The 11174-nt window shown below is 55.8% G+C and carries 12 protein-coding genes; 9 read left to right on the forward strand and 3 right to left on the reverse strand.

The genetic code is table 11. From position 1 onward, the window contains the following. The first annotated feature begins 417 nt into the window (after positions 1-417). The 6 genes from B0G74_RS06930 (at position 418) to B0G74_RS06955 (ending at position 5854) form a co-directional block, all read left to right on the forward strand. Positions 418-1827 carry an MmgE/PrpD family protein gene (locus B0G74_RS06930; RefSeq protein ID WP_132374108.1) on the forward strand — a complete coding sequence of 470 codons (1410 nt, stop codon included), beginning with the start codon at positions 418-420 and terminating at the stop codon, positions 1825-1827. A gap of 26 nt (positions 1828-1853) precedes the next feature. Next, on the forward strand, positions 1854-2084 hold the full coding sequence (locus B0G74_RS06935; protein WP_132374109.1) for a tautomerase family protein: 231 nt from the start codon (positions 1854-1856) through the stop codon (positions 2082-2084). A gap of 18 nt (positions 2085-2102) precedes the next feature. Further along, the gene (locus B0G74_RS06940; RefSeq protein ID WP_132374110.1) at positions 2103-2306 is read left to right on the forward strand and encodes a tautomerase family protein; all 204 of its coding nucleotides are present in this window, start codon (positions 2103-2105) and stop codon (positions 2304-2306) included. Between the two features lie 186 nt (positions 2307-2492). Continuing rightward, positions 2493-2789, forward strand: a complete 297-nt coding sequence (locus B0G74_RS06945) for a DUF485 domain-containing protein (RefSeq protein ID WP_132374111.1) — start codon at positions 2493-2495, stop codon at positions 2787-2789. An 18-nt stretch (positions 2790-2807) separates the two neighbouring features. After that, a complete protein-coding gene (actP, locus tag B0G74_RS06950) occupies positions 2808-4454 on the forward strand; it encodes a cation/acetate symporter ActP (protein ID WP_132374112.1) in 1647 nt (548 codons plus the stop codon). Between the two features lie 512 nt (positions 4455-4966). Then, on the forward strand, positions 4967-5854 hold the full coding sequence (locus B0G74_RS06955; protein WP_132374113.1) for a LysR family transcriptional regulator: 888 nt from the start codon (positions 4967-4969) through the stop codon (positions 5852-5854). A 238-nt stretch (positions 5855-6092) separates the two neighbouring features. On the opposite strand, the gene B0G74_RS06960 is transcribed toward B0G74_RS06955, so the two are convergent. Continuing rightward, complete coding sequence (locus B0G74_RS06960; RefSeq protein ID WP_132374114.1) at positions 6093-6599, reverse strand: hypothetical protein; 507 nt, start codon at positions 6597-6599, stop codon at positions 6093-6095. 46 nt (positions 6600-6645) lie between these two features. On the opposite strand from B0G74_RS06960, the gene B0G74_RS06965 reads away from it, so the two are divergent. Next, on the forward strand, positions 6646-7170 hold the full coding sequence (locus tag B0G74_RS06965) for a YceI family protein (protein ID WP_132376871.1): 525 nt from the start codon (positions 6646-6648) through the stop codon (positions 7168-7170). Here B0G74_RS06965 and B0G74_RS06970 read toward each other — a convergent pair. Continuing rightward, positions 7118-8302 (reverse strand): NAD(P)/FAD-dependent oxidoreductase, encoded by a 1185-nt coding sequence (locus B0G74_RS06970; RefSeq protein WP_132374115.1) that lies wholly within the window; start codon positions 8300-8302, stop codon positions 7118-7120. The two genes, B0G74_RS06965 and B0G74_RS06970, sit on opposite strands and share 53 nt — an antisense overlap. A 14-nt stretch (positions 8303-8316) precedes the next feature. Then, a complete protein-coding gene (locus B0G74_RS06975; RefSeq protein ID WP_132374116.1) occupies positions 8317-9858 on the reverse strand; it encodes an FAD-dependent monooxygenase in 1542 nt (513 codons plus the stop codon). Between the two features lie 105 nt (positions 9859-9963). Here B0G74_RS06975 and B0G74_RS06980 point away from each other — a divergent pair, with 105 nt between their 5' ends. Beyond that, complete coding sequence (locus B0G74_RS06980; RefSeq protein ID WP_132374117.1) at positions 9964-10656, forward strand: TetR family transcriptional regulator; 693 nt, start codon at positions 9964-9966, stop codon at positions 10654-10656. Between the two features lie 146 nt (positions 10657-10802). After that, positions 10803-11135: a metalloregulator ArsR/SmtB family transcription factor gene (locus tag B0G74_RS06985; protein ID WP_132374118.1), complete on the forward strand. Its 333-nt coding sequence runs from the start codon at positions 10803-10805 to the stop codon at positions 11133-11135. Positions 11136-11174: the final 39 nt, after the last annotated feature.

Genomic DNA, 11174 nt, shown 5'->3' on the forward strand with positions numbered 1-11174 from the left:
TGACCGTTTAGAAGCAGCGCAACCAGCAAAGCACTTGAGCGGAATCCTATGAGCGGCTCCGGGGCGCACTGGCCGGATGGGCCAGGGGTCCGGAATTACTGGGTTATCTCTGAGATAGATAACCGTATTTAATACCTTCGCTTGATATCCAGTTCGAATGATGCGAGTTTGTCTCATTGGTTGGAGACACGGCAATGTCACATCGAAACCCGACTTCGGTAGTAGATGGCAGATGGCGGAGTCACTGCTGCTGGTTCAACGTCGCCGGGCAACGAAGCGAAATCGCGGCCCTACAGCTATAAGCGTGTGTAGACGGAAGGCGAAGCGCGTCAATTGAAAGAAATGCACGCGGGTCGCCAATTGAGAATCGGACTGCCGTTCGAGGCGATCCGGAAATTTTTGAGGGATAGATTTCAAATGAGTACACCCACGACTGCTCAGCGTATCGGCCGCTTTGCATACGACGCACGTGCAGATCATCTTACTCCCGGCGCGAGGGCAATTCTCAAGCGGAATATTCTTGACAGTCTGGGTTGTGCAATAGCAGCGCTGCCTGGTAAGCCGTTCAAGGCGCTTCGCGATCAGTTCGATGAGTACCGCGGCTCGGGGACATGTTCCTTGATTGGAGGCGGTAAGACTTCGCCCGATCAAGCCGCCTTATACAACTCCGGTTTGGTCAGATATGTAGACCTGCTGGACAGCTATATGTCCCCCGGTGGACTCTGTCACCCGAGCGATAACTTCGGCACCATTCTGGCCGCTGCTGAGCATACGTCCGCAAGTGGCGAAGAGTTTATGCTGGCGTTGGCAACGGCCTATGAAATTGGCTGCCGTATTACCGCAATCGTGCCGGTTATGGCCAAAGGGTTTAACCACGCTATTCAGTTGGCGATCTCGGCCGCAGCCGGGTCGGGAAAGCTGTTCGGTCTCGATGCCGATCAGATTGCTAACGCGATTGCAATCGCAACGATCGACAATATTTCACTGACGTGCGTCCATTCCGAGCCGGTTTCACAGTGGAAAGGCTTTTCCCCCGGTATCACGGGCATGAGAGCCGTCTATTCTGCTTCTCTTGCCAAGCGTGGATTCACAGGTCCTCTTCGCCTTTTCGAAGGGCCCAATGGTCTGGTGCGAATGTTTGACCAACCGCTCGACGTCGATTGGGAAGACCAGCGGCTCGAGGTCGTTCACCAGACGATCATGAAGAAATACTGTTCGCTCATTCATGGTCAACCTGTCCTTGAAGCGACGCTCGCGTTAAAGCGAAAACATGATCTGACGAGCGATGACGTGGACGAAGTCCAATGTGACATCTTCCAAAGCGGATTCGACATTGCCGGCGGCGGCAGCTTCGGCCCGAAGGATGACCCGCAGACCAAAGAACAGGCGGACTATAACCTCAAGTATCTGATTGCGGCTGCGTTGCTCGATGGCCAGGTCGGTCCGGCTCAGCTTGAACCCGAGCGTGTACAGGCACCCGATGCACAGGCATTGCTCAGAAGAGTGTCGGTGAAACCTGACGCTGAATTTTCAGCGCAATACCCACACGCTCTCAACACGCGCGTGACGATCAAATGCAAGGATGGTCGCGTGTTGGTCACTGAGCATATCGGCTTCGAAGGCGGCCTGGACAATCCGTTCACGTGGGAACGCACTGTCGAAAAATTTAACTGGTTAAGCGAACAACACGCGGACAAGGAACTCCGAGACCAGATCATCGAGCTCGTCTCGGAGCTGGATCAACATCCGATTGAAGACTTAATGAACCTCTTGGCGAAAGTCAGTCCGGAGCCACGATTCCCGGCGATGCATCCGGGAATTCAATAATCCATAAAGGTATTTAGGAGCTATATATGGCACTCATTTCTTGTGACATGCGTTTTGGTCGGACCGACGAACAAAAGCGGCAACTTGCCGCCGGCTTACTCCGGGTGGTCAGCGCCGCGACAGGTGAAACGAAGAATGACATCTTTTTCGTGATTCGCGAGGGACGTGGAATCAATTTCGTCGAACACGGCGAGCATCTTCCGGAGTATGTCGAGGGTGCGGCGAACGATAAAGAACTGATTGAACGTCTTAAATAGATCTGACGGAGAAACATTGTGCCTTTCATCGAATGCCATATCAAGAGCGGTCTTACGCAAGAACGACGTGAACAACTCATCAGGGACATCATCCAGGTCACGCACGATTCGATCGGATCGGACCCGAAGATTATCAATGTGATCTTGCACGAACATCCGGCTGAAAATATCAGTATTTCCAGTCGGATTAATGGAGAGGACTTCAAGAAGTCCGCCGGGTAGCCGCGCCAAACTGCGCGCCAGGGTCTTGTTCGGAGTTCCGCCGGGCGTGGTGTCCCGCGGCTGGAAGGCAGTGCATGCGATAACGATTGAAGATACGGATAACCATAGCGTTGTCTCTAGCAGGTCTGTTGAGAAACGCGTTTTTCGATATACATAGTACGTAGTACAAAATAATATGGAGGAGAAATGGACAGAGCAAAAATGGCGGCAGACGGTGTCGCTGCCGGAAGTGATAGGGTAGGGTTGGCAATATTTCTGACGTTCGTCGAAGTGCTGATGTTCTTCGGGTTCATTACTCTTGCCGTCGTGTCGCCGGCAACGCTCGCTTCGCCGGTGATAGATGGGTCGGAGGTTACGGTTGCGTTCCTATACGGAATAGTCATTCTGGTCGTTAGCGTGCTGCTTATCGGGATGTATGTCCTGGTCGAAAACGCAGCAGATTCGCGAAAGTTTCGTATCGATTCCGCTGAATTTCAATCGTAAATTGCCCGGTGACCCGTTATGAACATTCTTCGACATGGTGCTTTTCTCGCGCTTTCAGCATCCGCATGCGTTGCGAGTACCGGATCCTTTGCTGCCGGGAGCGGCGTAGGTACCGGAAACGGCGTGGCGATAGCGTTTTTTCTTGCTTTCGTACTGGCGACGCTTGCTATTACCTACTGGGCCGCCAAGCGAACGAAGTCGACTGACGATTTCTACGCAGCCGGAGGTGAAATAACCGCATTGCAAAATGGTCTTGCAATCGCGGGTGACTTCATGTCAGCCGGTGCATTTCTTGGTCTGACAGCTTTGGTGTTCAGTAGTGGGTTTGATGGTCTTGTCTACGCGGTAGGGTATGCGACGGGGATGCCAATTGTTGTGTTTCTGCTGGCGACGAGACTGCGAAAACTCGGTAAATATACAGTCGCTGATGCGGTTTCAACGCGTCTTGGCGAGACACCGATTCGTATCTTTTCGGCTTGCGCATCGCTATGCATTGTTTCGCTATACCTCATCGCGCAAATGGTGGGGGCAGGGCAACTGATCAAACTGTTGTTTGGTATTGACTATGTCTACGCCGAAATGCTTGTTGGCGCTCTCATGATGTTTTATGTGGCCTTCGGAGGGATGGTCGCCACGACTTGGGTACAGCTAGTGAAGGCGACGTTGCTGCTGCTCGGCACGATCGTGATGAGCTTTCTGGTGCTGCGAAATTTTGGCTTTAACTTCTCGGAATTGTTGCGGCATGCCGTGGAAATTCATCCAAAGGGCAGTGCAATCCTCAGTCCACAGTTTCTGGTGAGAGATCCTGTGTCGGGATTTTCATTGGGTCTTGCGGTGATGTTTGGTACCTCGGGATTGCCGCACATTCTCATGCGTTTCTTCACGGTTCCCGACGCACGGGCTGCACGCGGCTCGGTATTTTGGGCAAGTGCATTTATCAACCTGTTCTTTGCACTCGTGTTTGTCATCGGGTTTGGATCTATCGCACTGGTCGCCTCCAATCCGGACTTTCTGGATGGCGCGGGAAAACCGCTCGGCGGCGTAAATATGGTTGCTATCCACCTTGAAAAGGCGGTAGGAGGAAACGCGTTGCTTGGGTTTATCTCCGCAGTCGCATTCGCTACCATTCTTGCGGTTGTCTCAGGGTTGACACTCGCGGGTTCTTCGGCAGTTTCGCATGACCTTTACGCCCGTGTCTTTTGCAAAGGTTCCGCGAGTCAAGCCAATGAAGTACGGGTATCAAGGATATCGACTCTGGTTCTTGGGGTCATCGCGGTGGCATTAGGCATTGCATTCAGGACACAGAATGTGGCTTACATGCTTGGACTTACTTTCTCGGTCGCCTGTAGCTCGACTTTTCCAGTGTTACTGCTTGCCCTTTATTGGAAACGATTGACCACGATTGGAGCCGTTGTGGGTGGAACTGTCGGGTTGGTCTCTGCCATCTTGCTGACGGTCGCAGGCCCAGCCGTCTGGGTGCATGTTATGGGGAATGCGAAGCCACTTTTCTCAATCGATCCGCCGACCATAGTGACTATGCCGCTCGCGTTTATGACGTGCTGGTTGATATCCATACTGGACCGTAGCAAACAGGCGGATGCTGACAGGGCGCGCAGTGCGACTCTACAGGAGCATCCGGTATTCGCGGGACCGATTGGTCATTAGATCCGGGAGCGGCGTACAGAGATTTTGTCGCCGTTAAGTGGTCGAACTCGCGGGGCTATCCGATGGAGTGGTCGGCCGCAGGACAAGGTGGTATAGCTCGTCACTCAGTTCGAGGGCGGATCGTCGAGATCCGCTCTGTACACTTTCCGGTCAGATAGAAGCAGGCACTCTCCAAGCTCGGCAGTGCGCTGAACATCCACCAACGCTGCTCTGTTCCTGCGCTGTTGCTCGCGTTTGCGAAGCGACCAAAGGGTACTGCTTGCCTCGAATGTTCAATTTCGCTTTGGTGTAGCATGCAAGATACGTGCGCTGTGCAGCGCGGTGCGAACCGCCGTACGGTTCGTGAATTTTGGCCGCCTCCGACAGTTGCCGACGGTCTGCACTCTGTTCAATCAGTTTGTCGTGCAAGCGTCTGAATAAAACGAAGTTATCGAGCCGAAGTTGTTGATAGCTTGCCGCTCGGACATCGAAGCTTTTGTCGAGGTTGTGGACATTTCATAGAGGTGCAAAGCATGGACGCTGCCGACCTCAAGGTCTTCGAAGCCGTAGCTCGTCATGGAAGTATGAACCGGGCAGCTACCGAGCTCAATACCGTTCAATCCAATGTGACAGCGCGAATTCGATCTCTGGAGAGAGAGGTCGGAGTCGCTCTCTTTCAAAGGCACGTGCGCGGCGTGAGCATGACCCCTGCGGGGCAGCGGATGCTTCCGTATGCCGCGCGTATTGCAAAGCTCATTGCAGATGCCAAGGTGGCAGCGCTGGATGACGGCGCACCGAGCGGCACTCTCACGCTCGGAACACTCGAGACGACTGTGGCGTTGAGGCTCTCTCCAATACTAAGTAACTTCGCTCGAATGTATCCGCAGGTTCGACTGTCTCTGACAACGGGCACGAGTTGCAGTCTCACGGCCGATGTTGCGGAATGTCGTCTGGACGGAGCGTTTATAGCGGGTCCGCTGGACCATCCGGACCTTTACATTGAGACAGTCTTTCATGAGGAGTTGGTTCTGGTTACGCCGCGTACCGTACGCACGCTCGAGGCGATCAGATCGGTGCAGAACCTCAAAACAATTGTCTTCCGTTCAGGTTGCTCGTACCGTCAGCGGCTCGACGCGCTGCTGGCCGAAATGGGGGTGCTCACGGCAGCGCCCCTCGAATTTGGCTCGATGGATGCGATCATCGCATGCGTTGCTGCGGGTATCGGTATCACGCTATTGCCCCGAGGCGTGGTCTCCGCGGCAGCGGAGCAGGATCTCGTTACTATCCACGCTATATCGCCAGAGAAGGGGCAAGTCGAAACGCTGTTTATCCGGCGGCATGATGCTTATGTCTCGAGTGCAATGCAGGCTTTCGTTGACGTTGCACGGTCTCAGCTCGGTCCGCTGATGGTCGCCGCGTAGACGGTGTACGGGAGTAACGTTACGCGACGAGCCTTGGTGATTCGCGGTTCAGCCCGTCTGATTGAAGCCATGCGGTATTGATTTCCAGCGAATTCTGACCGACAGTTTTCATCTGGATTTGTGCCTCAGACAGCGTAGCGCAGTTGGCGGCGACGGCGTCGAGTGCTGCCGAAGTCGTATCGGTGTGGATCGCGACTGTCGCTTCAGTTGAATCGAATGGCGTGCCGTTCGAGCCAGTTCAACAGATCATCGCCGTTTCCAAGCCAATTTGTCGTACTCTCGCGCGCGTCGTCTCCGAATTCAGAAAGTCAAAATCAAGTCCATCGGCCAGAAATCTTGCCGATGGACGCTCAATTGCGATTCGCTTCCCACTCTGACTCGGTGTCATTGTTGCATGGTTGGCAAAGGAATAGATAACCTGTTCACTTGCCCTAGTCAAGTTACGCGGATAGGATGATCGCATGGACATCGCCGATAAGGCGACTGTGTCATAGAGAGGTTCGTTAGTAATCCAGATGTAACTAGGCAGATTGTCGAGATAACGTTTCAGCGTTAGGCACATGTCCGTGCTCAACATCGCCGGCGGCATGCCCCGAGGCGCTCCTTCTTCCAATACTGACCTGGCGCGATCCATCCCGATCTTTGCCCGGGTGATTTCGTCTTCCCGAACCGTCCAGACAAAGTGGATATACAGGCTGCCTTTTTGACTCTTACCAGACCAACCCAAGGAATCTGAATTGAACAAGAACCTGATTGCAGCTGGCATTCTGGCGCTGATCACGGGCGCCGCCATGGCGACCCCGACGACTTACGACCTCGACCCGAGGCACACCTATCCCAGCTTCGAAGCTGACCATTTTGGCGGCATTTCGGTGTGGCGAGGTAAGTTCACGAAAAGCAGCGGCGTCGTGACACTTGACCGCGCTGAGAAGACTGGCACGATCGACGTGTCGATTGACACCGCGTCGATTGACACCGGTAATGCGCAACTCGATACGCGCGTGAGGTCGGATGAATTTTTAGATGTCACGAGGTATCCGACCGCGACGTTCAAAGGCAATGCACTCCGCTTTGATGGCGACACGCCGACCGAGGTCTCGGGCGACTTCACGTTTCATGGGGTGACCAAGCCGCTGACGTTGAAGATTGATTCGTTCAAGTGCTTCGTCAACCCGCTGATCAAGCGTGAGGTGTGTGGTGCGGAAGCCAGCGCGCAATTCGACCGGGCCGATTACGGCGTGACTTGGGGCACTAAATATGGCTTCAAGACGCTGACTCGCTTGCAGATTCAGGTTGAAGGCGTGAAGGCGGACTAGGCTGTAGGCAGTAATTGGTGAAAAATTCAACGACGCTCTGAGGCGAGTTGTCGTTGAAGAACAGCTTGAGGTTCCGTTCAGCCTCCGCAGCAGTGGACGCGCTGCGGGGAAAGAGGTCCTTTTCATAGGCGATGAGCGCAGCTTCAACATCACCGGGGTTGGCGGAGATGGCTTTCCCGAGTTCAGCGCCGTCGTACATCGCGAGGTTGGCCCCTTCACCAGCGAACGGCGACATCAGGTGCGCTGCATCGCCAAGCAAAGTCACGCCGGGTACGCGATCCCATTTGTGCTCGACCGGCAGCGCATGGATAGTGCGAGGCACAGGGTCAGTCTCACCATCGGTTAGGAGCGCTGTGAGCTCCGGAGCCCAGCCGTCGAATTCCTCGGCGACGCGGGCTAAAGCAGTTGGCGGGTGGGAGAAGTCGATGCGAGCGATCCAATCCTCCGGCTTGATCAAGGCCACGTACGTGTGCAGCACATCATCGGCCTCGCGATGTGCGAGGATGCCTTTCCCCGGCGCTAGCGCAAACAGCGCGCCACCGCCCACCGCTTCAGCGCTTGCCTTGTGACGGGTGTCGCCGTCAAACAGGTATGTCTCAATGAATGAAACGCCGAGATATGCGGGCTTAGCCTTGGAAAGAAGCGGACGAACTCTTGACCAGGCGCCGTCTGCGCCGACGAGGAGGTCGGTGGTCACGGTCGAGCCATCGGCGAAGGTCAACATGTGCCGGCCGTCGCCGAGTGGACCGACCGCTGTGACCTTGTGTCCCCAGCGGATCGTGTTGGCAGGAAGTGAGTCAAGCAGAATCCGACGAAGGTCTCCTCGCTGTACCTCAGGGCGACCGCCTGTACCGTCGTCGGGCTCATCGATCAGGACATTGCCGTCCTTGTCGAGCACCCGGGTCGCTTCGCCGCCAGTTCGGATGATCCCGAGGAATTCGCCGAAGAGCCCCGCTGCCTTAAGTGCGAGCTGCCCGTTGTATTCGTGGATATCGAGCAATCCTCCCTGCGTGCGCGCGGTTGCCGAGGCTTCCGCTTCGTAGATCGTCGAAGCAATACCGTGAACGTGGAGGACGCGAGCGAGTGTCAGGCCGCCGAGCCCGGCACCGATGATTGTGACTGGAGTATTCATCCTGATTCCGTCCTTCACCAGCGAGCCGCGGCTTTTTGGAGTTCGCTGTAGTCCGGGTCGTTGTCAGAGGCCCAGGCAATAATCCCATCAGGACGTACCAGTGCAGCGCTCAAGCCCAATTGTTCTTTCGCCCGGCCAGAAACGTACTTGATTCGGTCGTCATCTGAGTTCGCCAAAGTTTTCAGGGAAGCGTTGCTGTCAAAATCAAGCAGTACGCCCCGGCCATCGCGCATTAGCTGACCGATTGTTGCGCCGTCTTCGAACTCAAAGTTGGGAACGCTATGGCCTACGAGAGGATGGCCGCCATCAAGATTGTAGTTTGTGAAAACGCCCCACACCCTTCCTGCAAAGTAGGTGGCACCATCGCGCGTGTTCATCAGGTCGCGGATGATTGCATTTAGCGCGCGGGCTTGTGGGTCGGGTCTCATGATTGCGACCTGGGCGCGGGACCAGTCCAGAACCCGTGCACCGACCGGGTGTCGTTCCGTCTGATAACTGTCCAACAAGCCTTCCGGCGCTTTCCTCTTGATGGTGGCGGCGAGCTTCCAGCCCAGGTTCATGGCGTCGCCGAGGCCAAGATTGAGCCCTTGGCCTCCAAGCGGCGCATGAATGTGCGCGGCATCGCCAGCTAAAAGAACCCGTCCGTTGCGATAGGTTGTTACCTGCCGTGCCCGGTCCGTCCACGTGGCCGCGATGTGCAAGCCATTGATACTCACGTCGGTGGTCGAGATGCGGCGTAGAACTTCCTGCACGTGTTCTCGCGTGATTGGCGTTCCTGCGCTATGAAATGCGCCGCCATCAAAATCCTGCATCACCAGGTAACCTGGCTGCGACTGCAAGTACATGCCTGTGGGTGTCACGTTTCGGCCCGACTTGAGCTTCTCCGGATCGGCAATGTCGACTTTAGCCGTGTAGCCGGTGAATTCCGGCTCAGTACCGACGAATTCAAAACCGCCTGCCTTGCGAACAACACTGCGGCTTCCATCGCAACCCACGAGCCATTGACTTTCAAAAGTCTGGTTTCCGCACTGAACAGTGACTCCGTCCTCGGCTTGATGAAAGTCGGTAACGGGAAACCCGCGCTTGATTTCGACGCCCAAGGCTTCTGCGCGGCGAGACAGCACCACTTCAAGCTCTTCCATTTCGGATATCAAACTGGTTGCGGTCGAACTCGGCAGGCGATACGTCCACTGAGAGGTGTCAATATCGCCGTGATGAAACGGAATGCCGGCGAAGTGTCCCACCTGACGACGCGACCCTTCGCCAGAGTTTTGGTGGGGATTCTTGAGGCGTTTATGGATTTCAAGTTCCTGTAGCAATCCACGACGGTAAAGCGCTTCAATAGTGGGCGCGGAGAGTCCGCGTATGCCGAAGGGAAGCTGCTTCAATGGCGAGTGCGGATCCTCCGTCTTCTCCAGTATCAAGACGGAACATTTGGCCAAAGCCAGTTCACAGGCGAGAAATAACCCTACCGGGCCCGCGCCGGAAATGATCACGTCGTGAATAGATCGATTCTGTGCGGATTGCTTGCGGTTGACCGTGACTGGATTATTCATCCTGCTTCCTTCGATGTTGGAGGCCGCCACCGGGAACCCCGCAGATAGTTATGGAACGTCATTCCACAATATTGGAACGACATTCCAAATGTGTCAAGATGCGGCATGACCAAAAAATCACGTAACACTCCACGTAGCCCTCAGCGACGAGAAGAATCGCTCTCGCGGGATCGCATCATCGAGGCGTCGATCGCGCTGTTGGACAGCAGTGGAGAAAGCGGACTGACATTCCGCACCCTGTCCGAGCGGCTTGCTACTGGTGCTGGCGCCATTTATTGGCACGTCGAGAACAAGAGCGATCTGCTGACCGCCGCCTGCGACGCCATCGTCGCTCGCACGATGGCGTCGTGCGTGGCCGGCGCGACACCGCAGGCGACAATTCGCGCCCTCGCGCTGGGCATGTTCGACGCGATCGACGCGCATCCGTGGGTTGGCTCGGCGCTCACACGTGTGGCGGGGCAGTTGCCCATGGTGCGCATTGTCGAATGCCTGGGTCAGCAGGTTCGCGCGCTTGATGTGTCCGATGAAGACCAGTGGGCAGCGGTGTCCGCGCTGCTGCACTACATCCTTGGCGTCGCTGGACAGAACGCCGCCAACACGCAGTTCGCCCGGACGCGAAGCGTCGACAGATCCGACTTCCTGGACGCGATGGCGAGCGTATGGTCCAAGCTCGATCCGAATGAGTATCCGTTCGCACGCAGCCTCGCCGGACAGTTGCGCGTTCACGACGACCGGGTCGATTTTCTCGCCGGGATCGATCTCATCCTGAGCGGTATCGAGTCACCGCGCGGTCGCTGACAAGGCGCTGACCGAGCGACTCAAGCAGGGGCGGTTGGACGTTCGCGAGCTCGAACTCCGCTCGGCCATCGAGTGTCATTCGCCTGAATCCGATCTTTATTTCAACAATCCTTGAAATATGGAAATGGATGATTTATTGTTCGGGCATGGACTCAAACCTCGTTGTACGCGCCTTGAGCGCGCTCGCCCATGAATCGCGCCTTGCGATCTTCCGTCTGCTGGTCGTGGCCGGCCCTGATGGCATGGCTGCCGGCGAAATCGCCCAGCAGCTTGGGCTTTCCCCTTCCAGCCTGTCGTTCCACCTGAAGGACCTGTCACATGCAGACCTGGTGAAGCCGCGGCAGGAGGGGCGTTTCATCATCTACACGGCGAACTTCGACGCCATGTCGGGCTTGATCGCTTTCCTGACGGAGAACTGCTGCGCCGGTGCAACCTGTGCGGCAAGCAACATCGTCAGCTGCTGCGGAGACAAACCGTGAAACGGATGCCCATCCATGTGGAGTTGGCCGAGATGACTA

Origin of the sequence: Paraburkholderia sp. BL9I2N2 (assembly GCF_004339745.1) — a bacterium.
In the GTDB taxonomy this organism is placed as follows: Bacteria; Pseudomonadota; Gammaproteobacteria; order Burkholderiales; family Burkholderiaceae; genus Paraburkholderia.

Excerpts from the sequence above, each read along its gene's own strand:
- B0G74_RS06930 (WP_132374108.1), top strand. The coding sequence starts at position 418 with ATGAGTACACCCACGACTGCTCAGCGTATCGGCCGCTTTGCATACGAC.
- B0G74_RS06935 (WP_132374109.1), top strand. The coding sequence starts at position 1,854 with ATGGCACTCATTTCTTGTGACATGCGTTTTGGTCGGACCGACGAACAA.
- B0G74_RS06945 (WP_132374111.1), top strand. The coding sequence starts at position 2,493 with ATGGACAGAGCAAAAATGGCGGCAGACGGTGTCGCTGCCGGAAGTGAT.
- actP (WP_132374112.1), top strand. The coding sequence starts at position 2,808 with ATGAACATTCTTCGACATGGTGCTTTTCTCGCGCTTTCAGCATCCGCA.
- B0G74_RS06955 (WP_132374113.1), top strand. The coding sequence starts at position 4,967 with ATGGACGCTGCCGACCTCAAGGTCTTCGAAGCCGTAGCTCGTCATGGA.
- B0G74_RS06965 (WP_132376871.1), top strand. The coding sequence starts at position 6,646 with ATGGCGACCCCGACGACTTACGACCTCGACCCGAGGCACACCTATCCC.
- B0G74_RS06970 (WP_132374115.1), bottom strand. The coding sequence starts at position 8,302 with ATGAATACTCCAGTCACAATCATCGGTGCCGGGCTCGGCGGCCTGACA.
- B0G74_RS06975 (WP_132374116.1), bottom strand. The coding sequence starts at position 9,858 with ATGAATAATCCAGTCACGGTCAACCGCAAGCAATCCGCACAGAATCGA.
- B0G74_RS06980 (WP_132374117.1), top strand. The coding sequence starts at position 9,964 with ATGACCAAAAAATCACGTAACACTCCACGTAGCCCTCAGCGACGAGAA.
- B0G74_RS06985 (WP_132374118.1), top strand. The coding sequence starts at position 10,803 with ATGGACTCAAACCTCGTTGTACGCGCCTTGAGCGCGCTCGCCCATGAA.